Source organism: Mesorhizobium sp. ES1-3, assembly GCF_020164795.1.
GTDB lineage: Bacteria > Pseudomonadota > Alphaproteobacteria > Rhizobiales > Rhizobiaceae > Mesorhizobium.
In genome coordinates, this window is record NZ_JAIUGW010000008.1 from 49,847 (window position 1) to 69,585 (window position 19,739).

Annotated in this window: 26 protein-coding genes and 1 tRNA gene; 12 read left to right on the top strand and 15 right to left on the bottom strand. The window is 63.5% G+C overall.

What is annotated here, in order from left to right; all coding sequences use genetic code 11:
• Nucleotides 1–13: 13 nt before the first annotated feature.
• Both LB536_RS31085 and LB536_RS13470 read right to left on the bottom strand, forming a co-directional pair.
• The gene (locus LB536_RS31085; protein WP_263489072.1) at nt 14–148 is read right to left on the bottom strand and encodes a hypothetical protein; all 135 of its coding nucleotides are present in this window, start codon (nt 146–148) and stop codon (nt 14–16) included.
• A 92-nt stretch (nt 149–240) separates the two neighbouring features.
• A complete protein-coding gene (locus LB536_RS13470) occupies nt 241–537 on the bottom strand; it encodes a hypothetical protein (RefSeq protein WP_224593501.1) in 297 nt (98 codons plus the stop codon).
• A 369-nt stretch (nt 538–906) separates the two neighbouring features.
• Between LB536_RS13470 and LB536_RS13475 the strand changes: the two genes are divergently transcribed.
• The 7 genes from LB536_RS13475 (at nt 907) to LB536_RS13505 (ending at nt 4,228) form a co-directional block, all read left to right on the top strand.
• Nucleotides 907–1,815, top strand: a complete 909-nt coding sequence (locus LB536_RS13475; RefSeq protein WP_224593067.1) for an alpha/beta fold hydrolase — start codon at nt 907–909, stop codon at nt 1,813–1,815.
• A gap of 390 nt (nt 1,816–2,205) precedes the next feature.
• Nucleotides 2,206–2,502, top strand: a complete 297-nt coding sequence (locus LB536_RS13480) for a hypothetical protein (RefSeq protein ID WP_224593069.1) — start codon at nt 2,206–2,208, stop codon at nt 2,500–2,502.
• Between the two features lie 35 nt (nt 2,503–2,537).
• A tRNA-Gln gene (locus LB536_RS13485) sits at nt 2,538–2,611 on the top strand.
• A 217-nt stretch (nt 2,612–2,828) separates the two neighbouring features.
• Nucleotides 2,829–3,074, top strand: a complete 246-nt coding sequence (locus LB536_RS13490) for a hypothetical protein (RefSeq protein WP_224593071.1) — start codon at nt 2,829–2,831, stop codon at nt 3,072–3,074.
• Between the two features lie 148 nt (nt 3,075–3,222).
• Nucleotides 3,223–3,513, top strand: coding sequence for a hypothetical protein (locus tag LB536_RS13495; RefSeq protein ID WP_224593072.1), 291 nt, complete (start codon nt 3,223–3,225; stop codon nt 3,511–3,513).
• A gap of 154 nt (nt 3,514–3,667) precedes the next feature.
• The gene (locus LB536_RS13500; RefSeq protein ID WP_140763476.1) at nt 3,668–3,874 is read left to right on the top strand and encodes a hypothetical protein; all 207 of its coding nucleotides are present in this window, start codon (nt 3,668–3,670) and stop codon (nt 3,872–3,874) included.
• A gap of 108 nt (nt 3,875–3,982) precedes the next feature.
• Entirely contained in the window at nt 3,983–4,228 is a 246-nt protein-coding gene (locus tag LB536_RS13505; RefSeq protein ID WP_140763479.1) for a DUF982 domain-containing protein, read from the top strand.
• A 61-nt stretch (nt 4,229–4,289) separates the two neighbouring features.
• Here the strand turns inward: LB536_RS13505 and LB536_RS13510 are convergent, their stop codons facing one another.
• Nucleotides 4,290–5,366: a sensor histidine kinase gene (locus LB536_RS13510; RefSeq protein ID WP_224593075.1), complete on the bottom strand. Its 1,077-nt coding sequence runs from the start codon at nt 5,364–5,366 to the stop codon at nt 4,290–4,292.
• A gap of 91 nt (nt 5,367–5,457) precedes the next feature.
• Nucleotides 5,458–5,697, bottom strand: coding sequence for a hypothetical protein (locus tag LB536_RS13515; protein WP_140763485.1), 240 nt, complete (start codon nt 5,695–5,697; stop codon nt 5,458–5,460).
• A gap of 264 nt (nt 5,698–5,961) precedes the next feature.
• Here LB536_RS13515 and LB536_RS13520 point away from each other — a divergent pair, with 264 nt between their 5' ends.
• Both LB536_RS13520 and LB536_RS13525 read left to right on the top strand, forming a co-directional pair.
• Entirely contained in the window at nt 5,962–6,270 is a 309-nt protein-coding gene (locus LB536_RS13520; RefSeq protein ID WP_140763488.1) for a hypothetical protein, read from the top strand.
• 242 nt (nt 6,271–6,512) lie between these two features.
• Nucleotides 6,513–7,514: an aldo/keto reductase gene (locus LB536_RS13525; protein WP_224593077.1), complete on the top strand. Its 1,002-nt coding sequence runs from the start codon at nt 6,513–6,515 to the stop codon at nt 7,512–7,514.
• Nucleotides 7,515–7,579: 65 nt separating this feature from the next.
• Here the strand turns inward: LB536_RS13525 and LB536_RS13530 are convergent, their stop codons facing one another.
• The 7 genes from LB536_RS13530 to LB536_RS13560 all read right to left on the bottom strand — a co-directional run bounded on the left by LB536_RS13530 (nt 7,580) and on the right by LB536_RS13560 (nt 13,216).
• Entirely contained in the window at nt 7,580–8,662 is a 1,083-nt protein-coding gene (locus LB536_RS13530; RefSeq protein WP_224593079.1) for a D-alanine--D-alanine ligase family protein, read from the bottom strand.
• A gap of 23 nt (nt 8,663–8,685) precedes the next feature.
• Entirely contained in the window at nt 8,686–9,303 is a 618-nt protein-coding gene (locus LB536_RS13535; RefSeq protein ID WP_224593090.1) for a C39 family peptidase, read from the bottom strand.
• Complete coding sequence (locus LB536_RS13540) at nt 9,300–9,863, bottom strand: GNAT family N-acetyltransferase (protein ID WP_224593093.1); 564 nt, start codon at nt 9,861–9,863, stop codon at nt 9,300–9,302. The genes LB536_RS13535 and LB536_RS13540 overlap by 4 nt, the downstream gene beginning before the upstream one ends.
• 97 nt (nt 9,864–9,960) lie before the next feature.
• The gene (locus LB536_RS13545; protein WP_224593097.1) at nt 9,961–10,170 is read right to left on the bottom strand and encodes a hypothetical protein; all 210 of its coding nucleotides are present in this window, start codon (nt 10,168–10,170) and stop codon (nt 9,961–9,963) included.
• A 330-nt stretch (nt 10,171–10,500) separates the two neighbouring features.
• A complete protein-coding gene (locus tag LB536_RS13550; RefSeq protein ID WP_224593100.1) occupies nt 10,501–11,187 on the bottom strand; it encodes an outer membrane protein in 687 nt (228 codons plus the stop codon).
• Nucleotides 11,188–11,590: 403 nt separating this feature from the next.
• Nucleotides 11,591–12,550 carry an AraC family transcriptional regulator gene (locus tag LB536_RS13555; protein WP_224593102.1) on the bottom strand — a complete coding sequence of 320 codons (960 nt, stop codon included), beginning with the start codon at nt 12,548–12,550 and terminating at the stop codon, nt 11,591–11,593.
• Nucleotides 12,551–12,787: 237 nt separating this feature from the next.
• Nucleotides 12,788–13,216: a VOC family protein gene (locus LB536_RS13560; protein ID WP_224593105.1), complete on the bottom strand. Its 429-nt coding sequence runs from the start codon at nt 13,214–13,216 to the stop codon at nt 12,788–12,790.
• Between the two features lie 156 nt (nt 13,217–13,372).
• Between LB536_RS13560 and LB536_RS13565 the strand changes: the two genes are divergently transcribed.
• Together LB536_RS13565 and LB536_RS13570 are read left to right on the top strand one after the other, a co-directional pair.
• Nucleotides 13,373–13,627: a hypothetical protein gene (locus tag LB536_RS13565; RefSeq protein WP_224593108.1), complete on the top strand. Its 255-nt coding sequence runs from the start codon at nt 13,373–13,375 to the stop codon at nt 13,625–13,627.
• A 180-nt stretch (nt 13,628–13,807) separates the two neighbouring features.
• Nucleotides 13,808–14,713 carry a protein-L-isoaspartate O-methyltransferase family protein gene (locus LB536_RS13570; protein ID WP_224593126.1) on the top strand — a complete coding sequence of 302 codons (906 nt, stop codon included), beginning with the start codon at nt 13,808–13,810 and terminating at the stop codon, nt 14,711–14,713.
• A gap of 17 nt (nt 14,714–14,730) precedes the next feature.
• On the opposite strand, the gene LB536_RS13575 is transcribed toward LB536_RS13570, so the two are convergent.
• From LB536_RS13575 to LB536_RS13585, 3 genes are all read right to left on the bottom strand, one after another.
• Nucleotides 14,731–15,930 carry a PLP-dependent aminotransferase family protein gene (locus tag LB536_RS13575; RefSeq protein ID WP_224593504.1) on the bottom strand — a complete coding sequence of 400 codons (1,200 nt, stop codon included), beginning with the start codon at nt 15,928–15,930 and terminating at the stop codon, nt 14,731–14,733.
• Nucleotides 15,931–16,083: 153 nt separating this feature from the next.
• Entirely contained in the window at nt 16,084–16,542 is a 459-nt protein-coding gene (locus tag LB536_RS13580; protein ID WP_224593128.1) for a GNAT family N-acetyltransferase, read from the bottom strand.
• 267 nt (nt 16,543–16,809) lie between these two features.
• Nucleotides 16,810–17,301, bottom strand: a complete 492-nt coding sequence (locus tag LB536_RS13585; RefSeq protein WP_224593131.1) for a hypothetical protein — start codon at nt 17,299–17,301, stop codon at nt 16,810–16,812.
• A 58-nt stretch (nt 17,302–17,359) separates the two neighbouring features.
• On the opposite strand from LB536_RS13585, the gene LB536_RS13590 reads away from it, so the two are divergent.
• Nucleotides 17,360–17,998 carry a DUF922 domain-containing Zn-dependent protease gene (locus LB536_RS13590; protein ID WP_224593133.1) on the top strand — a complete coding sequence of 213 codons (639 nt, stop codon included), beginning with the start codon at nt 17,360–17,362 and terminating at the stop codon, nt 17,996–17,998.
• Nucleotides 17,999–18,050: 52 nt separating this feature from the next.
• On the opposite strand, the gene LB536_RS13595 is transcribed toward LB536_RS13590, so the two are convergent.
• Complete coding sequence (locus tag LB536_RS13595) at nt 18,051–19,586, bottom strand: acid phosphatase (RefSeq protein WP_224593136.1); 1,536 nt, start codon at nt 19,584–19,586, stop codon at nt 18,051–18,053.
• Between the last annotated feature and the right edge of the window lie 153 nt (nt 19,587–19,739).

Here is a 19,739-nt window from a genome sequence, read left to right on the forward strand (position 1 = left end):
ATCCCAGCTTCGATCATTGTGTGGGCAGATCGCCGTCCACGATCGGGTGGGAACTCTCGAAGCCGACGCTCTTCGGCGCCATCAGCATCAGGACGATCACGGCGGCAATAGAGACAAGCAACGTAGCGATCCTGGCAATATCTTTCACATTCTCATCCTTCCCGGATCCGGTTTTGCCATAGAAACGTCTCCTGATCTGCGAGGTTCCGCTGCCGCGATGGCAATGTTGCCTGACAAGCTCTACTGCTTCGGGGGCTGGGGCGGCACTTCGCCCGGCTTGATTATCGGCGTCTTGCCTTCGTCGGGCGCCGGCGCGGCCATGCCCTGATCGCCAGTGGCCGGCGGCTTCAACACGCCGCCGCAATCGTTGAGCTTTTCGCTCAGGCCGCCGCCGCCGGGCTGCTGCTTGCCGCCCTGATCCGTTTGCGCCCGGCATTTGTCGGCCTGCTGGTCCGGCGCCTGCTGAACCGTCTGTGCCACAGCCGGGACCGCCAGGGCCAGCATAATGGCGCATGACGCAATGGCGAGAGGTTTCATCTCGGCCTCCTTCGTTGAACAGCCGCCCGCGGCGGCCTTTCCCTTCATGGGGACAACGCCCGTCGGCCCAAAAGGTTGGCCCCAAGGGTTGGCTCCAAGGGTTGGCTCCAAGGGTTGGCCCCAGGGGTTGGCGAAGAGAGGCCTGTTCGCGGGACCGGCCGTTGGAGCCGGTGCGGCTTTCTTGTCGCCCTCTTCCGAAAGCTCTGCCTGGGTTCGAGCCGGTGCAGAAGCCCTACCACGATCAGCACGATCAGCGTGGCGCCCGGCTCAGCCGGGACCACTTGTCGGCGGCGCAAATAGCCGTCGCTTGCGCAAAAGGCGCTGCAACCAACCCCGTTCTCCAACCGTTGCCTGTGCCGGAGGCCGGCCATGTTCGAGCATTTCCAAGCCATGGACGTCGACATCGGGGACGCCGACATCTTCGTGCGCAGCGCGGGTGGCGGACCGGCGGTGCTTCTGCTGCACGGCTTTCCGCAAACCCATCTGATGTGGCGCGATATTGCGCCGGTGCTCGCCGAGCGTTTCACCGTTATATGCGCCGACCTGCGCGGTTATGGCCGCAGCGCCTGCCCGGCATCGAGCGCCGATCACGCGCCCTACACCAAGCGGGCCATGGCGTCGGACATGGTGGCGATGATGGCGGAACTCGGCTTTACCTCCTTCATGGTCGCCGGCCATGACCGCGGCGGGCGTGTCGCCTACCGCCTGGCGCTCGATCATCCAGATCGTATCGAGAAACTCGCCGTGCTCGACATCGTGCCCACGGCCGACGCCTGGGACCGGGCCGATGCCCGGCTGGCCCTCGGCTACTGGCCGTGGTCGTTGCTGGCGCAGCCCGAGCCCTTGCCGGAAAAGATGCTGGCGGGCGCCGCCGATGCCATCATCGACAATGCGCTGGGCGGCTGGGGTTCGTCGCCCGATGTCTTTCCCGCCGGCATCCGCCAAGCCTATATCGATGCCTTGCGCGATCCCGCCCATATCCACGCGATCTGCGAGGAATACCGGGCGGCGGCAACGCTCGACCGTGAACACGACCGGGCGGACAAAGCCGCCGGCCGACGCATCGCCTGCCCGGTTCTGGCCTTGTGGAGCGGGCAAGGCGCGCTCGCCGAATGGTATGCCGGCGAAGGCGGACCGCTGGCGCTATGGCGGAACTGGGCTGACGACGTGCGTGGCCACGCGATGTCAGGCGGACATTTCTTTCCCGAAGAAGCGCCCGGGCAAACGGCTGCCGCGCTGATCGATTTCTTCGGCAAGGTCAAGGCGGGGGCCGGTTAGCCACCGCCACGGCCACCTCGGATCAGCCGGCTGATTCCTCCGATGTAGACTCGCCGTCGGGTTCACCAGGCCGGAAAGGATCGGCTCTTCGCGGACACTCCTCGAAACCATGGTCTCGGCCGCCGCAGAAGGAACAGCACATCGCCTCACGGCCCTCGTTTCCGGGCCGCCATTGCGGTGTTTCGTAAGGCTTCCTGCCGTCCATGCCCAGCAATGCGCGACGCCCGATTTGGTTGCGCGGCCGCCGGCGCCGCGCCCGAAGGCGCACGCCGCACGGCCTGTCGCGGAACCAACGGACACGATGCGGGTTGTGTGCGACAATGGATGCGGTCATTCCAGCGCTAATCCGGACCGGCCGCGCGCAATCGTGTCAAACCAAAGAGAACCTCCATGTCCGCTCGTATTCCGACCCTGTTGACGGCCATGGGCGTCGTGCTCGCGGCGACCGGTCTGGCCGATGCCCGGCCCGACAGCCGCTCCATGGACTGCGGCGAGATCCGGGCCATGATCCAGAGCCACCGTGCCGTGGTGCTGACCACCGGCGCCAACACCTATGACCGCTATGTCAGGCAGTTCGGCAACGAGTGCGACTGGCCTGAAGTGCCGATGTCGGCCTATGTCCCGTCCCGCGACGGCGACTGCCCGGTCTATCGCTGCGAAGAACCGGTCAACAATTTCCCGAATTGACCGCAAGCTGCCTGGGCGCCATAACGTCCTGCTTCTCCCGCTTCGTCTAATGGTAGGACAGCGCCCTTTGAAGGCGTGAATCGTGGTTCGAGCCCATGAGCGGGAACCAAGCAGATGATCTCAATCAACCTAGCGTGAACGGAATCTGGTCGGGTCGCTCCCGATCCTCTCCCATCAATTCGGACACAATCCGGGACAGGTAAGAACCGGCCGTGATCCTGCCGGGCAGGAGGAAGGTGGCTTCCGCCCAGGACCTCGCTCGCGATTGACGGCAAGTTAACGTTACGTTAACTTTAAATTAGCCGATACTAAAATAGGAGATCCTGATGAAGATCGCCTTTGTTTGCCTGGCGCTCGTCCTCGCCGGGTCGAGTGTCGCTGCGGCGCATGGAAAAAAGGCAAGAGTCACCGCTGACAAGGCATGTGCTCGTCTGTCGATCAAGGCGGCAGTGGCGGCAAAATTGGACTGCAATGCAACGGGAACCGCCACATCAACCCGGACCGACGCAACGCATGCTAAGCCGCGTCTTGGCTACGAAAACGCTTGGACGATATCCTCGTTTGGCCTTTAACGTTCCCAACATTTCTCCCCAAAGGCCCAGAGACCGAAGCGCTGGGCCTTTGTAAAACGTGAGTGGCCATCGCGAGCGCCCGGTCCTGTCACCGGCATGAAACCTCGCGGCCTATTGCGCGTTCATTGTCGGCCAACAGGAGAATTCCATGGATCCGGCAACCGCGGCGGTGATGGTTATGCTTTCATGCAGCGCATCGCTCTGTCGGCCCACGGAGTCGCGCCCCGTCGTCTACCCATCGATGGAGGAATGCCAGGCGGCACTTGAAGTCAGATTGGCACCGTGGCCCAACGGCGAAATGATCGGTCGATGCAAGCAGATCGACCAGACGGCGACCGGCTCGATGCCACCGGAGGGCTACGCCGCGGTTCAAGTCACGCGGGGGATAGGCAGCGATGCGGTCACCACCAACTACTTCGTTCCGAGAGCCGACAACTAGGAAGCCCGGAAGCCGAAGCTGTCGGCCGTTGACAAGTTCGCAGTTGGCGAACCGCTAGACATCGACAGGCTCTCGGGTTTGGTCCGACCCTCCTGAAACCATTTCAGGGACCCGGCGTTAACGGCCGGCATGGCCAGACACAGGAGACATTCCCATGACCGTCAATTGCCGCATATCCATCGACAACCGGCCTGACGCGACCAACGCCACTTTCCAGGCTGTGCCGCGCATTGGCGAGACGGTTTCCCTGTCGGTCGACGGAAGCCCGCAGGATCTCAGGGTCTCGCGTGTCGTGCATGTTCCCAACGGCGGACTGGAAGGCGCCGCGATTATCGTCGAAGTGACGACCAACATCCTCTAGACATTGTTTCGCCGCGAGATGCCCGGAGAGTTCACGCTACAGTGATCGGCGCGATGAAACCTCGCGCGGCCAAATGCGTTCCATGCCTGCAACAGGGTCCAGGTTCCAATGCAAACCGCGTGGTTCTCCAAGCCCGTCGTGGTTTCGGTTGGCGTTACCGGAGCCACCCGCAACCTGTCCAACACGCAACAGGCCATCGAGCTGCTGACGACCCATTGGCGCGATGCCGGCAGCCTGAAACATCAGTCCGCGCTGCGCGCCTGCCGCCGGGCAACGAGCGGCGACGTGCCCCCCGACATCGCCAGGGAGGCTTTTGTCGAGGCCGCGCGCGAGGCGCATATCCTGGTCGAGTAGGTCGAGCCTGATACGATTTTGGGCACGGATTTGGGCGGCGTTCCAGACTGGCAGATTCATCCTAGATGCCGAAACCCGGCGAAACGTCGTCGGCCTCGCTGCCGGCGTGTGGCACCATGATGGATGCCAAGGGCGCGCTCAGCCGCCATTTGAGATGGCCGGGCGACCGCTCCAGAATGGCGGAGCCGCCTAGCGACTGCGGCGCCACACGCTGCAGCACGACGGTGCCGAACCCCTTGCGCGTCGTCTCGTCGCGCCGGTCGCCGGGATGCGGCGTCGACGTCTCCTCCCAGGTCAACTGGAATTCACGCTCGCCCGCGGAGCCGGGGTCTTGCGCCCCGGAGTCGATTGTCCAGTTGATCTCCACCCGGCCGCCTTCGCTACCCAGCGCGCCATATTTGGACGAGTTCGTGCCCAGTTCGTGGAAGGCCATGCCAAGGTTCTGCACCGCATTCGACTGCAGCGTCAGGACCGGGCCGGAGAGCAGGATCTGCTCCTCGCGGCCAAAAGGCTTGAGATGTTCCTGGATCAGGTCGAACAGGCTCGCGCCCGCCCATTCCGAGGTGACGAGCAGATCGTGCGAGCGCGACAGCGCCATGATGCGGGCGCGGATCAGTTCCTCGAACTCGCTTGGATCGCTCGAACGTTTGCTGGTCTCCCGGACCATCGACAGGATGACCGCGAACTGGTTCTTGACGCGATGGTTGACCTCGCGCATCAGCAGCCTGATCCGGCGCTCGCTCTCCTTGGCGGTGGAAATATCGCGGGCGATTTGCGAGGCGCCGACGATCTCGCCATTGCTGTTCTTGATCGGCGAAATCGTCAGCGAGACGGAAATCGGCACGCCATCCTTGCGCCTGCGCGTCGTCTCAAAGCTCGCCACCCGGTCGCCGCTGCGAATCTTGTTGATGATCTCGATCTCCTCGTTCTTGAGGCGATCGGGGATCAGCATCAGGATGGATTGGCCGATCGCCTCCTCGGCGGTGTAGCCGAACATGCGTTCCGCCGCCTGGTTCCAGCTTTGAATGATGCTGTTCAGATCCTTGCTGATGATGGCATCGAAGGAGGAATCGACAATTGCCGCGAGCCGGGCGTCGGCAGTCGCCCCCTGTCTGTCGCTGCCGTCAATGTCGTTCATCGCCATCCGCAATTGCATCTTCTCCCAATCAGATAAGGCGCAAACCGGTCAAGGCAATCGCAGGCGCGAGAATGGACAACTTTATCCCGTTTCACTCCGCCTGTTCCGGCGGCGCCTTGCCGTCGCCACTGGGCATGAGCACGCCGAACTCCTGCGACTTGGCACCCATCTCCGCCGTCAGGAAGCCGTCGGAGGCAAGACCACGGCGCAGCAATTCGCGCACCGCCGCCGAACGGCTGGGCATCCGCTTGTCGAAACGCCAATTTTCCAGCGCTGCCAGTTCATCCTGTGTCAACATGACCTGCAATCGTTCCGGGCGTTCCAGTTCCATGTGCGCCTCCCCGCGCGAGATTTGCTGAGTTAGTAACTATCTCATTCCACTTACAGTTAGGAATTCCCTCATCGTACGTCAAGTGTGGGCAATGAGCGAATGCAGCGTTGTATCAACGATGAGGATCGAGCGCAGGTTGCGTATTCGCATAACTCTACTAACTACCTGATTTTGTTTACGGATTTTTCAATTTTAACTTGCCAGGCCCCGATATCGGGCGCATCTTGCAGACTTGAGGAAACCAACTCGCTTTGGGAGGTTTCGATGCGATACGACTATTCCACCATGCTGCGTGAAGACGTCTATTCGACCGTCTGCACCGCATTCAAGACAGTGGGCATCATCAACGTGTCTGTGGTGGCGGAAAGGATCAGGATCAGGAATCTGGCAGAGAATGTCGCCCTCGAGGACATTGAGCATCTGGTCCTGCAGGCTGCCCAATTGATTGGAGCGGCAATCGAATTCGATGCTTGGTCCAATGGACTAGCTTGGCCTGGAAACGATGGCGTCGAGAATGGCAAGGAGAGTGCCAACCTCCCGCCCGATCTTGGTCGATCGGCCTCGATGCAATAGCCAAAGCCGCCCTCCTCCCGCGACGTCGCTTCAAATATGTGAGCACGGTGCGCTTACCATCAGACTTGGCCGAGCGGTCCCGGCGTGACCGCGACGCCGCCGATGAGCTGATGGCGAAGCCGGCGCGTAAAGCGTCATGCCCGATGCTATCCGTCGAGACCGCGCCGAACACCCTGTGGGAATTGAGCGAGCGCCTTATATGATCCTGGTCATCTCCTTCCTTCCCTCTCGGAGCTCCACCCATGACCCTCAACACACGCAAGCTCGGCAGCCAGGGGCTGCAGGTCTCGGCCATTGGTCTCGGCTGCATGGGCATGAGCCAGTCCTACGGCCCGGCTGACGAGGCCGAATCCATCGCCACGCTGCACCGCGCCATCGAACTTGGCTGCACGTTCCTCGACACCGCCGAGGTCTATGGCCCGTACACCAACGAGGCCCTGCTCGGCCGGGCGTTGAAGGGCAAGCGCGACAAGGTGACCATCGCCACCAAGTTCGGCTTCCTCATCGAAAACGGCAAACAGGTGGGGGTCGATAGCCGGCCCGGGCATATCCGCGAGGTCGTGGAAGCCTCGCTCGGCCGTCTCGCCACCGATCATATCGACCTGCTCTACCAGCACCGCGTCGACCCCGCGGTGCCGCTGGAGGATGTCGCGGGCGCTGTCGGCGAGCTGGTCGCACAAGGCAAGGTGCGGTTCTTCGGCCTGTCGGAGGCAGGTGCCGCCAACATCCGCCGGGCGCATGCCGTGCATCCGGTGTCGGCGTTGCAGAGCGAATATTCGCTGTGGGAGCGCAATCTGGAGCCGGAGATCATCCCGCTGCTCGGGCAACTCGGCATTGGTCTGGTGCCGTTCTCTCCACTCGGCCGCGGTTTTCTCACCGGCGAGGTCAAGCGCGCGGAGGACTACGCCGAGGGCGACTACCGCCGCAACGACCCGCGCTACCAGGGCGAAAACTACGACGCCAACGTCGACGCGGCGGCCAAGGTGCGCGACATCGCCACGGCCCGCGGCGTCAAGCCCGGCCAGGTCGCGCTGGCCTGGCTGCTGGAGAAGGGCAACGGCTTTGGCGTCGACATCGTGCCCATCCCCGGCACCAAGCGGATCAGATATTTGGAGGAAAACGTCGCCGCCGCGTCATTGAAACTCGGCGCCGCCGAAATGGCCGCGCTCGACGATGCCCTGGCGCCGGGAAAAATCTCCGGCCCGCGCTACACCGAGCGCGGCATGGCGATGGTCGATCGGTAGGCGCTCGGAGCGCAAAGATCCGAACACCGGGATCATCCTGGCTTGTATCTCGATCGGCGAAGACTTCAGACTGTGCGCCTCGCATGCCTCGCCAGCGCGTGCTCGATCAGCGCGTCGATGACCTCGCTGTAGCCGATGCCGTTCGCCGCCAGCGCCTTGGCGTACATCGAGATGTCGGTGAAGCCGGGCAGCGTATTGACCTCGTTGATCAGCAGGGAGCCGTCGGCGCGCAGGAAGAAGTCGACGCGCGCCATCGCCTCGCAGCCCAGCGCCTTGAAGGCTTGCCCCGCCATGTCCCGCGCTCTGTCGGCGATCGCGGCGGGGACGTCGGCGGGCACTTTGACCACCGCGCCGTCGGCATCGAGATATTTGGCCTCATAGGTGTAGAAGCCATGCTTGCCGGCCGGGATGATCTCCCCGGGCAGCGAAACCGTCAGCGAGCCATCGGCCCGTTGCAATACCGAGCACTCGATTTCGCGGCCCTCGACGAACTCCTCGATCAGCGCCTTGCCGTCATAGCGGAAAGCCGTTTCGACGGCCTCTGTGAAGCCATCCCTGTCGTCCACCTTGCTCACGCCGAAGGACGAGCCCTGGCGCGCCGGCTTGGCGAAGAAAGGCAGCCCAAGCGCCCCGGCGATTTCCTGGAACGAACCGACATCGCCTCTACGCACGGTGACCGAGCGGGCGACGGCAAGGCCGGCTTCGCGCAGCAGTCGCTTGGCGACGTCCTTGTCCATGGCGGCGGCCGAAGCGAGGATGCCGCAGCCGACATAGGCGACATCGGCAACCTCGGCATAGCCCTGCACCGAGCCGTCCTCGCCGAACGGACCGTGCAGCACGGGAAAGACGACATCGACCGGCGTCAGGTCGGTTGCCTCGTGCGACGCCGAGATCAGCCGGCCCTTGCCGCCGGGCAGCAGGGCGACCTCCACGCCGTCCTCCGACACTGGAGCCCCTGCCCCTTCGCCTGCGGCCTCTGACGTCGGCTGCTGAAGCAGCCATCTGCCGTCCCTGGAAATCGCGATCGGCACCACCTCGTAGCGGCTCCGGTCGATCGCCTTCAGCACATTGGCTGCCGACAGTCGCGACACGTCATGCTCGGCCGAGCGACCGCCGTAGAGGATGGCAACCCTGATCTTTCCGGTCATCGAAATCCCTCAACTGTCGAAAATCAAATGGCGACGGCAATGCCGCGATTGGCGAAGAAACGATCGAAATCGGCTGGCGCCAACACTGCGTTTGCCTGTGTGGCGCTGGTATGGCCGGATGGGTTGTGAAAGCGAAAACCGTCGTGCGACGCCGCCGTGACCAGCACCAGATGACCGCCCTTCGACGGCGGCTCGCGCTCCGGCCAGCGGATCGAACTGCTGACCGAAGCGATGAAGAAGCGCGACCCCGCCAGGATCGCCGGAATGTCGGTTGCCGCGACATTGGTCATCACCTCGGCCTCGATGCCGAATTCCTGCTTCACGAAGGTAACGAAGGGCGCGTAGATCAGGCCCTTGATCGAGCCTTCATTGACGACATAGCCGCCATATCCGGTGCACCGCCTTGCCAGCTCGATCGTCGGCACGATCTGGCCACGCGTCGCCAGGATCATCTTGAGACACGCCATGCCGCAGACATTGGCGGCCCAGACCGCGTATTCGTCGAGCGTGCCGGCACCTGATCCCTGCCACAGCGGATCCCGCCGCAACGCGGCGTCGGCGCCATCGGCGAGCACCGCCAGCGTCATGTCGGGCGTCTCCCACTGACTGAAAAACGGCACGGCTTCAGGCAGTGGACTCATGCGGACTCCTCGGGCAGCCGATCCATCTTCCGCCTTCTTTCGACAGCGAGGAGATTGGTCGGCGCGCCGTGCAGCATCACCTCGCCTTCGAAGCGAAAGCCGCATTTTTCCAGGACGCATCGCGAGGCGGGATTGGCCGTCCGCACCAGTCCTATGACCCGTTCGGCATGCAGGTCATCGAAGGCGAAAGCCAGCGCCGCGCGGACCACCTCGGTGGCATAGCCATGCCCCCAGCTTTCGGGGTGCAGATGATAGGACAGATTGAGCCCCTCGAATTCCTTGGACACCGTGACGCCGCCGAAGCCGACCGGCGCGCCGTCGGTCTCGATCGCCCAGCGCCCAAATCCATGCTCGCGCCAATGGCCGATGTCGCGCAGCAGCCGGTCGGTGCTTTGCCGCGCCGTGTCGGGGCTGGGATCGGGCCGATGCGCGACCAGTTCCGGCCGGGCGAACAGCCGCGTCACGAACGCAAGATCGTCCGCCGCCGGCTGGCGCAGCAGCAGGCGGGCGGTGCGGAGGCTGCCGGTTTGCCGGGCGTCACCGCGATAATTCTCGGGCATGGGCTGTCATCGCTTGTGCTGGCCGGAATGAATTGCCTCCAGTCATGCAGCCAATTGCGATGCGATCATGGCAGCGCCTTCCAGCCGTGCCGCCATCCTACTTCGTGTTGATCACCGAAGCCGGCCAGTAGGTGTCCATGGTCGCCCCGTTGCGGTCCTCGTCGAAGAGGGAGTCGCTGCCGAAGCTGGCGCGCAGGCCGATGACCACCTTGTTGGCCCTGATGTCCTGGGTAGACGTTTCGAACTTTCTGCTTTCGAATTCATAGCGTCCGAACACCGCCCACGGCGTTTCGTCGAATAGGTACATCGCCTGGCGACGCCGATCCGCAGATCATGCGGCGTCGGCGGCCAACGCCATGCCGGTGGGAGCGAAAAGAAAGGCCGTAGCGAGAAGAATCGTTTTCATTTGCTTGTCTGCTGTCCCCGAAATGCTCCGCCACGGCCGACATGTCCCGCGGCGGTCCGTCGAAGTTCCGGTGTGGCATCGATCGCCGGCGGCGTCTTGGGCTGGACAGCACCGGAATTGTCCTGGACTGCACCCCCGCACTCGCCCGGCCGGCGTGGCCGATCGGCATCAGACGCGCGGCACAGGCAAAACCCCGGCGCGGGACGCCAGGGCTTTGTTCAAACCGGCCGATCAGAACTTGTAGCTGAGGCCGACGCGTAAATCGTGCGTCTGCAGATCGACGCTCGTCGCCGTGCCAAGCCCCTCTGCTAGCGAGAGCTCCTTGCTGCCGAAACTGGAGTAGCGATATTCGGCCCGCGCGATCCACCTGTCGGTAAAGGCGTGCTCGATGCCCGCTCCAACCGTCCAGCCAGTATGGGTCTCGTCGTGGACCATTATGTCGCCGCTGGGGGTGGCGGTGATTATGGTCGCTTCATATTTGGCCGCGGCCACGCCTGCCGTGATGAAAGGCAACGTCCGATCGAAAGCATAGCCTGCCCGCAGCCGCGCCGAACCCGACCACTTGATTTCGCTCTTCATCAACGCGCTGCCGCCGAAGTTCGTCAGTCCATCGACATTGTTGTACGCAATGTCGGCCTCGGCGCCGAGCACAAACCGGTTCGCCATTTCCTGATTGAAACCGATGTGGATGCCGCCGATAAATCCATCCGGATCGAGGGACGCGTTGAGGTCGCTGGTCCCGCCGATGCCGCCGCCGGCGATGAAGAGATTGGACTTTCCGGCCACATAACCGACGTCGGCGCCGGCATAAAGGCCGGACCAGTCGTAGCCGGCAGGCGAGGTTTCACTGATGTCGGCGGCGCATGCCATGCCGACCGGCGCAAGCGCGAGGATGGTGGCCAGAAGAATCGTTTTCACTTTTTGCTACCCCAATGATGTTGCTTCCCCCGGCCGTGGAAATGCTCCGCGGCGCCCGGGTGTCGTCGAGGTTTTGCATTGTTCGCGGGCGGCGTCTTGGGCTGACCCGCATTGGAATTGTCGTGGAGTGCGCTGCGGCACTCGGCCGATTAGTGTGGCCGTTCGGCATCAGTCGATCGGCTCGAAGACGACCTGTCCGACGCGCTTCGCGTTCTTGTCCCGGGTGTCGCGCTTCCGTCCGGAATTACGTGAAAACAAGGAGTTAATGCATGTCGCCCGGAAGTGTCCTCGGTTCCGGGATAATGACATGCATAAAATCAAAAGCTTACAGCAGGTCGGGCGAATCCTATTCGTCGCGACCTGCTGTAGAGCGGTCAGCGATTCAATGAAGCGATGAATCGCTCTACCTGGCCCCGCTGGGCGTCGAGCCGAAGCGACGGCGAAAACAGCGGTTGAAATAGGAGACGTCGGAAAAGCCGCTCAACAGCGCGATCTCGCTGACCCGCATGCGGTCGTTGCGCCGGTCGCGCAGCATGCGATGGGCCCTCTGCAGGCGCAGTTCGAGAACGTGCTCGGCGAAACTGGAGCCCGTCTCCTGCAGGAGATCATGGACGTAGCGCGCGGAAAGCCGCAAATGCTGGGCGATGTGCTGGGCCGAGATGGCGGGATCGGCGAAGTTGTCCCGCATCTTCCGCAGGATGGCCTGCAGCCTTGCCGCGCGCAGGCCGCGCACGCCCGCCAGCTCGGCGATCTCGCCCTTGGCGCCCGTCGCCAGCCCGATCAGGTCGACGATCGTCTCGGTGGCGTGGGCGACAAGATCGGGCGAGAGCAATGCCGGTCCCGCTTCCAGGAAGCCGCAATAGCGCTTGAGCATGTCGAGCGCTTCATTGTCGGCGCCGATGGTCAGTGCCAGGCGATCCTCGACATGGGCGAAGGCATTTTCCAGGATTTCGCGAGGCACCACGACATTGGTCCAGACATTGCGGTCGCCACCTGTCATTTCCAGCGCTTCCGAAGCCGAGACCAGCGCGCCTTCGCCCCTGCCTATGCCGTAGTCGCGACCGGCCTGCACACCGCTCAGCCTGGTGTCGCCGTCGTTGACCAGCAACAGATAGCCGTCGCGGCCGTCATCGGCGATGTTGCGTGTCTTGCGGCTGGCATGCCTGATCGTCCCGGCCATCCGCCCGAGCACCAGCGGCCCGATGGCGGTGGCTTCGATATCCGCCTGGAACGGCACGTTTCCGGAGATGGCGTATTCGACCGACCATATCTCCGCGACATGGATGTCCTGCCAGAGCGCGAAGCGCGCGCGGTCGTCGAGATGCGGCGGCAGGTCGACCGATGAGAAGACGTTCTTTTTCAACGAGCAACCGGCCTTTCCCGCGCACGCGTCTTCCCTGAAGCCGCACCGTATGGGACCGATTTGCCTCTTGTCCAGAGACGGCGACATCCATGCCTTGCAGGACAATTTCAGTGCCGCCCAGGTCAAGAATCCGATCGGATTCGCCGGCCCGGCGTTCGAATTTCCAAACCACGCGGAACACGGCATGGGAATCACCCGGCCTCGCCTGGCGCGGTGGCGCCAGCCGGCCGAGTGCACCTAGAATGTGATCTTCACGGAGGCCGCACTCCTGTTGGCCGGACCGTGGTGGACGGCCTCGATGTTGTTGCCGTCCGGGTCGAGCAGGAAGGCGGCATAATAGCCGGGATGATAGGGCCGCTCGCCCGGCGCGCCATTGTCCGTGCCGCCGGCCGCCAATCCGGCTTCGTAGAAGGCATCGACCATGGCGTGATCCCTGGCCTGGAAGGCCAGATGATGCCGGCCGGTCAGCTTTCCCAGTGCCGCCCGGCTGTCGGCGCTGGAGACGAACAATTCGTCGGCCCAGAAATAATCCTCGCCGACGCCGCCGATCGGGACACCAAGCACCTGGAAGAGCGCCTCGTAGAAACGCCGGCTGGCAGGGAGATCCCGGACCACGAGCTGGAGGTGGTCGATGAGCCGGCCGCGATGCAATTCCTGGGTTTCCATGAAAAGCTCCTCCTCGCAAGGCCTCGAATTTAGGCCCGGGCGGCAGGGCGTCAACGCGGGGCGCGTGCATCTGCTGACAACCGGCGACAAATCTTCGGGCCCGATGGAACTTTTCGGCTGACGGCAAGTTTGGTGGCGCGGCGGGAGGAATTGCGATTGGATTGTTTTCAGAAGCTCGAAGCGCTGATCGACAGTGCCGGTGTCGACGATATCGATGAGGCGAACGCTTTGCTGCGCCGGTTCAAGGACAGGTCCGAACAGACCACGCGGGCCATCGACGAGTTCATGCTGGACTTCAAGACATTGGTCTTCGTCGTCGAAACCGGCGAAGAGGGTTTCCAAAAGCCGATCCGCAAGCTCGCCCGCGCCAGGCTTGCGACGCTCGAGCAGCTGGTGAACGTGCCGGCGTAGTGGAACACGCGCAAGCTGTCGCGGCCCGCATCAGCGCAAAGCCGCCCTCACCTTTCGCGCCGTACCTTACCGAAATGTATGAGCCGACCGGTTGTCAAACCGTCGAACCGGGTCGATGCTTGGTTGAGCCTGTAACGATTTTCGGCCGCGCACTCACGGCCATGAAGGATCGAGCGACAGATGCGTTTCGTGATCAAGTCCGGCGACGCATGCTTCGGCCCGGCGCGCCGGCAATTCCTGCTCGGCGCTGCCGGCGTGCTGCTGACCGGCCTTCGGCCGGCCGCCGCCAACGTCCCTGTCGCCCATGACCCCAACGCGATCCCGCCGATGGACAGCCGCGTCGGTTTCATCGACTGGATGAGGAAGAACCGCGGCGAGGATGCCGGCTTCCTCGGCCAGCGCTGGGATCGCTTCCAGGCACTGGTTACGCACAAGGATGTTTGGGACAAGCGCGACATGCGCGCCTATCTGATGACGCCGCGCGAGGAGTTCGTCACCGGACCCAACCGCGGCCGCGCCTATGAATGGCACTATCTCGACATCGGCTACGGCGTCACCATCACAGGCCCGCACAGCGTCGCGCGCATGACCAATTCGCTTGAGATACACCCTGGCGACAAGGTGCTCGAGATCGGCACCGGCTCCGGTTACCAATCTGCCTATCTGTCCAACCTCACCGACAAGGTGTTCTCGATCGAGATCATCAAGCCGCTGGCGGCGAGGACTCGCGCGCTTTACGACAGGCTGATCACGGAAGGTTATTCCGAGTACAAGGCGATCACCACTCGCAATGCCGACGGCTATTATGGCTGGCAGGAAGAGGCGCCGTTCGACAAGATCATCGTCACCTGTGGCATCGATCACATTCCGCCGCCGCTGCTGAAGCAGTTGAAGGCGAATGGAATGATGGTCATCCCGGTCGGTCCACCCGGTGCGCAGCATGTGCTGAAGATAACCAAGCACCAGGAAGCGGACGGCACGTTCAACGTCGTGCGCGCCGACATCTACAATGGCGGAACGCTGTCCTTCGTGCCCTTCACCAAGCTGGAAGGAGGCGCCATAAAAGGCACCCACAACGGCCCTTGAGCGCGGGACAGGGAGGCTTACCCCTTGAGCAGCGCCGCCAGCCTTGGAATGCCCTCGCTCACGGCGCGGCGGTCGGCCAGCGTGAAGGACAGCCGCAACGTGTTGCGTCCGGTGCCGTCGGCATGGAAGGCATTGCCGGGCACGAAGGCGACGCGCGCCTCCTTCACCGACCGCGCCAGGAGTTCCGTGGCATCAGTGCCTTCCGGTAGCGTCACCCAGACGAACATGCCGCCTTCCGGGCGGCTCCAGGTCACGCCCTGCGGCATGTTGGCTTCCAGTGCGCCAAGCAGGCCGTCGCGCCGCCCGCGATAGGCGCCGATGAGTTTTTCCACCTGGCCGTCGAACACGGATTCGGCGGCGCGATGCATCACCATCTGGTTGATCGACGGGCTGTGCAGGTCCGAAGCCTGCTTCATCAGCACCAGTTTTTCGATCACGTGGCGCGGCGCGCAGACCCAGCCGACGCGCATGCCCGGCGACAGAATCTTCGAGAACGAGCCGCAATAAAGCGTGCGCGCCTTGTCGATGCCGCCGGAGCGCGCGCAGTCGAGCGCCAGGATCGGCGGGACGCCCTCGCCGTCGTAGCGGAGCGCCCGATAGGCCGCATCCTCGATGACGGCGATGTCGAGCTCGCCGGCAAGGTCGAGCACGGCCTCGCGCTGCTTTCGGTCCAGCGTGTCGCCGGTCGGGTTGGCGAAATCGGGCACCAGATAGGCGAATTTCACTCGGCCGCCATTCGCTGCGGCAGCGATGTGGTAGGCTGCCGGCGTCATGTTGCCACCGTCGGGCCGCAGCCGGTCGTAGCGCGGCTCGTAGGCGTTGAAGGCCTGCAGCGCACCGAGATAGGTCGGCCATGTCACCAGCGCGGTATCGCCCGGCGACAGGAACAGCTTGCCCAGATAATCCAGCGCCTGCTGCGAGCCGGAGGTGATGAAGATGTTGGCCTCGTCGCAGGCGATGCCGAGCTTGCCCATCTGCCCGGCAAGCCAGCGACGCAGCGGCAGATAACCTTCCGAGACCTGGTATTGCAGTGCCGCCCCCGCCTCCGCGCCGCCGAGCACATCGGCATAGGCCTCGCGGATGGCATCGGCCGGAAAAAGCGACGGATCGGGAATGCCACCTGCGAACGAGATGATGTCAGGCTGGTCGAGCAGCTTCAACAGCTCGCGGATTTCCGACGCCTTCATGCGCGACGAGCGCGAGGCCAGGAGGTTCATAAGGGTCAAGACACGCCTCCCCAGACGTTTTTACAATAGGTCAATCTAGCTGACCTATATCCGCTTTGCCGTGCGATTTGAATAGTGCCTGAAAGGCTTCCGCAATACGCCAGTTGCCGCCAGGCCGGAACCGGCGACAGCGGCGGGCGTCCGTTAAAGGCTCTTCTTGTAACCGATATGGCTGGCGGTGAAGCCCAAGCCTTCATAGAAGCGGTGCGCGTCCGCCCTGCCCTTGTCGGTGGTGAGTTGGACAAGGCCGCAGCCCCGTGCCCGGCATTCCTCGATCGCCCATTCGAACATCTTCTTGCCGATGCCGTCGGAGCGCCTGCCGCTGGCAACGCGAACCGCCTCGATCTGCCCGCGCCAGCCGCCCTTGCGCGAAATGCCGGCAAGGAAGGTGATCTGCAAGGTGCCGATCACCTCCGCGCCGTCCACAGCCACCGCCAGCAGCTGGTTGGGGTCGGCGTCGATGGCGTTGAAGGCATCGAGATAGCCCTGCGCCAACGGCAAGGAGGCATCCTCGCGGGCAGCCCCCAGCGGATCATCGGCGAGCATGGCGACGATGGCCGGCAGGTCGGAGGCTTGCGCCTTGCGGAATTGGATGTTGGCCATGGGCGGATGAGATACGGCCGGCAGTACACCAGGGCAAGCCGCTAATGGAATGGAGATCAATGGGCGGAAGCTTGCGCTGCCCCTCATCCGCCTGCCGGCACCTTCTCCCCGTATAGGGACGGGGAGAAGAATGCTGTGCCATTCCTCGGCGCCTATTCCTCAGCGTCGGCAATTGGCGAAATCGCCGGCGACAGCGTCTTTCTCCCCGTCCCTATACGGGGAGAAATGTCCGGCAGGACAATGAGGGGCAGCGCAACCTCTCGAGGCTCAATCCCCGTCACCTGCCGGCTTGGCCTTGCCGCATTGCGCCAGCACCTTGCCGATGGCGCCGCTCGAGCCCTTCAGCGGAAAACTGATAGCGCCATATTTGGCCGCGCTGACCGACAGATCCCCCTTCGAACGCAGCAGGTCGAGCAGCGGGTCGGCCTTGGTCAGGTCCGCCACGAAATAATTGTACATCTCCTCCAGTTGCAGCGTCTTCGTCACCGTCTTGCCGTCGGCCTTGAAGTCGAACGAGCCGCTGATGCCCGGTTCCAGCTGGGGGCCGCTGGCACCAAGATCAAAGCTCAGCACCGGATTGTCGAAACAGGTCAGCATCAGATACGCGTCGCCTTTCGGCCCGCCGCAGACGGAAGCGGTCAGCACGCTGCCGCCCTCGTCTTCTTCCATCTTCGCGCTCCAGCCGCAGGACGCGGCAAAAACCGGCTGCGCGCCGAGCAAAGCCGCCAAGGCAGCGGCGGCAACGAGACATCTTCTCATGACTTCCCCCTCCGGGCATTTGCGGCACCCGCCGGCAGCATATAGGAAAAGCCGTTGAATGGCATTGCTTGTCCAGCAAGGCCACGCCTTGGAGAGAGCGGTGTTGAGAGTTCGCCTGTGTCTTCTGACAACCGCCCTGGTGGCGTCGCCGCTCGCCGCGCACGCCGAATGGAAGCCGGTCGAGAAGGTCGAGACCTACGCCATTTCAGGCCAGTCCGGGCTCGAGCTCTACCGGTCGATCGGCCAGAACGGACCGAATGTCGGCATTGCCCGCGCCATTGCCTTCACCAATTTCAAGCTGACCTGGGGAGTCAGGGACTACAAGCCCAGGGGCAAGGGCTGCGTGCTAACGGCGGCGAAGCCGAAACTGATCATCACCTACACATTGCCAAGCCCCTCCGCGCCGCTGCCGCCGGCCGTCCAGAAGAGCTGGGAGGTATTCATCGCCGGCGTCAGTGCCCACGAGAAGGTCCACGGCGCCAGTATGATACAAATGGTCCATGACATCGAAGCCGCGACAGACGGCCTGACCGTTGCCGATGATCCCAAATGCAGCAAGACCAGGGCCGAGGTGGTCCGTCGGCTCGACGCAATCTCGAAGGCGCGGGTGCAGGCAAGCCGCGATTTCGACCGCGTCGAACTCGGCCAGGGCGGCAATCTGCAGAAGCTCATTCTTGCGCTTGTCAATGGCGGCTGAGAAGGCCACCGCGCGCTGCGGCGCGACGGCATATCGGCGTTTCGCCCGGTCCCTATCGGCTCAGATCGAGCGCCGCTGAGAGATCGCCCATCGGCGGCTGGTCGTTGTTGCGCAGTGCCTTGTCGCGGGCGACGATGCCGGTCAGCACCGGCAGATCGAAGCGCGCGGTGATGAAGCGCAGGATCGACGTGGTGTCGTATTGCGTGTGGTCGACCGTGCCCATCTTGGCATAGGGCGAGATGATGAAGGCCGGGATGCGGTTGCCCGGGCCCCAGCGGTCGGCCTTGGGCGGCGCGACGTGATCCCAGAAGCCGCCATTCTCGTCATAGGTGACGACGACCAGCATGTGGCCCCATTGCGGGCTTTTCTCCAGATGCGAAACGACGTCGGCCAGATGCTGGTCGCCGCTGGCCACGTCGGCATAGCCGCCATGCTCGTTGAGATTGCCCTGCGGCTTGTAGAAGGCGACTTGCGGCAGCTTGCCGTCATCGATCGCCTTGATGAACTCGGCGCCGTCCAGGCCGCCATCCCTGAGATGCTCGGTGCGCGCGGCAGTGCCGGGCGCGTAAGCCGCGAAATAGTTGAACGGCTGGTGGTGAAACTGGAAGTTCGGCACCGGCGTCGCGTTCTTGCCATCCAGCGTTGCCTGCCAGGCGCCGGCATACCAGGCCCAACTCACCCCCTTCAGCGACAGGAGATCGCCGATGGTGATGTCGTGCTGCGGCGGCAGCGTGGTGGGCGCGGCCGGGTCGGCGAGCGCCTTGTCGCCGCCCTCGGCCGGCTTGTTGTGGCTCGGCTGGTAGGGTGGCTGCATGGTGTTGACGGCGTAGAAGTCGGGCGTGATGGCGCCGTCATTGACGAATTTCGGCGCGCCGCCGAGCGCCGAGGCCGGCGAATTGTCGGCAACCTTCAGTGTCACGCCGTCGGGCTCGACGACGGCGATCTGGTCCTTCACCGGGCTGGTGTCGGCGTTGGGATAGACCGGCGTACAGGCGCAGGCGAGCTGGAAATGGTTGAGGAACGAGCCACCGAAGGCGCCCTGGAAGAAATTGTCGGCCAGCACGTATTTCTTCGCCACCGCCCACATCGGCAGGATCGAACCATCATAATGACCCATGACCAGGCCGCCGGAATCGGCCCACGCGACGAATTTGTCGTTCTTGCCGCCGTCGATCTGCATCTGCTCCTGATAGAAACGGTGCCACAGATCGTGGGTGATGACGTTGGTGCCCTCGTTGAAACCCTTGGGGTCGTCTATGGCGAAGGCGGCGTTGGCGAGATGCGCCGTCTGCGCCTCCGTCACCGCGGGCGTGACACCTTTTCCGGTCAGCCCGCCCCAGGCCGGCGGAAGTTCGGCGAGCGGCTTGCCGTCGCGGTCGAACTGGCGCGCCTGGTCGGCCGAGACATTGGCCAGCCCGTTGGCGCCGGGGAAGCCGCCATAAAGGTTATCGAAGCTGCGGTTTTCGGCATAGATGACGACGACGGTGTCGATCTTGTCGAAGCCGGCAGGGGCAGCATTGGCCGCAGCGAGAGGAATGAGGGCCGAACCGGCCAGACAGAAGGAAGTGAGGAGCTTGAGCCTCGTCATGGAAAGACCTCGTGGCTTGACGGTGGCTGGAGGAACGCAGGGAACCATAGCGGCAGGTAACGTGGATGCCTTGTCACCTTTGTGACATCCGCCGCCTCGGCGAACACGGTTTCGTGAGCACTGGGGCCGGTCATCAATCCGTTGCACTGCATT

Excerpts from the sequence above, each read along its gene's own strand:
- LB536_RS13585 (WP_224593131.1), bottom strand. The coding sequence starts at position 17,301 with ATGAGAAGATGTCTCGTTGCCGCCGCTGCCTTGGCGGCTTTGCTCGGC.
- LB536_RS13490 (WP_224593071.1), top strand. The coding sequence starts at position 2,829 with ATGAAGATCGCCTTTGTTTGCCTGGCGCTCGTCCTCGCCGGGTCGAGT.
- LB536_RS13530 (WP_224593079.1), bottom strand. The coding sequence starts at position 8,662 with ATGACCGGAAAGATCAGGGTTGCCATCCTCTACGGCGGTCGCTCGGCC.
- LB536_RS13570 (WP_224593126.1), top strand. The coding sequence starts at position 13,808 with ATGCGTTTCGTGATCAAGTCCGGCGACGCATGCTTCGGCCCGGCGCGC.
- LB536_RS13495 (WP_224593072.1), top strand. The coding sequence starts at position 3,223 with ATGGATCCGGCAACCGCGGCGGTGATGGTTATGCTTTCATGCAGCGCA.
- LB536_RS13590 (WP_224593133.1), top strand. The coding sequence starts at position 17,360 with ATGGCATTGCTTGTCCAGCAAGGCCACGCCTTGGAGAGAGCGGTGTTG.
- LB536_RS13560 (WP_224593105.1), bottom strand. The coding sequence starts at position 13,216 with ATGGAAACCCAGGAATTGCATCGCGGCCGGCTCATCGACCACCTCCAG.
- LB536_RS13480 (WP_224593069.1), top strand. The coding sequence starts at position 2,206 with ATGTCCGCTCGTATTCCGACCCTGTTGACGGCCATGGGCGTCGTGCTC.
- LB536_RS13510 (WP_224593075.1), bottom strand. The coding sequence starts at position 5,366 with ATGAACGACATTGACGGCAGCGACAGACAGGGGGCGACTGCCGACGCC.
- LB536_RS13520 (WP_140763488.1), top strand. The coding sequence starts at position 5,962 with ATGCGATACGACTATTCCACCATGCTGCGTGAAGACGTCTATTCGACC.
- LB536_RS13545 (WP_224593097.1), bottom strand. The coding sequence starts at position 10,170 with ATGTACCTATTCGACGAAACGCCGTGGGCGGTGTTCGGACGCTATGAA.
- LB536_RS13475 (WP_224593067.1), top strand. The coding sequence starts at position 907 with ATGTTCGAGCATTTCCAAGCCATGGACGTCGACATCGGGGACGCCGAC.
- LB536_RS13575 (WP_224593504.1), bottom strand. The coding sequence starts at position 15,930 with ATGAACCTCCTGGCCTCGCGCTCGTCGCGCATGAAGGCGTCGGAAATC.
- LB536_RS13540 (WP_224593093.1), bottom strand. The coding sequence starts at position 9,863 with ATGCCCGAGAATTATCGCGGTGACGCCCGGCAAACCGGCAGCCTCCGC.
- LB536_RS13500 (WP_140763476.1), top strand. The coding sequence starts at position 3,668 with ATGACCGTCAATTGCCGCATATCCATCGACAACCGGCCTGACGCGACC.
- LB536_RS13515 (WP_140763485.1), bottom strand. The coding sequence starts at position 5,697 with ATGGAACTGGAACGCCCGGAACGATTGCAGGTCATGTTGACACAGGAT.
- LB536_RS13595 (WP_224593136.1), bottom strand. The coding sequence starts at position 19,586 with ATGACGAGGCTCAAGCTCCTCACTTCCTTCTGTCTGGCCGGTTCGGCC.
- LB536_RS13525 (WP_224593077.1), top strand. The coding sequence starts at position 6,513 with ATGACCCTCAACACACGCAAGCTCGGCAGCCAGGGGCTGCAGGTCTCG.
- LB536_RS13470 (WP_224593501.1), bottom strand. The coding sequence starts at position 537 with ATGAAACCTCTCGCCATTGCGTCATGCGCCATTATGCTGGCCCTGGCG.
- LB536_RS13505 (WP_140763479.1), top strand. The coding sequence starts at position 3,983 with ATGCAAACCGCGTGGTTCTCCAAGCCCGTCGTGGTTTCGGTTGGCGTT.
- LB536_RS13535 (WP_224593090.1), bottom strand. The coding sequence starts at position 9,303 with ATGAGTCCACTGCCTGAAGCCGTGCCGTTTTTCAGTCAGTGGGAGACG.
- LB536_RS13580 (WP_224593128.1), bottom strand. The coding sequence starts at position 16,542 with ATGGCCAACATCCAATTCCGCAAGGCGCAAGCCTCCGACCTGCCGGCC.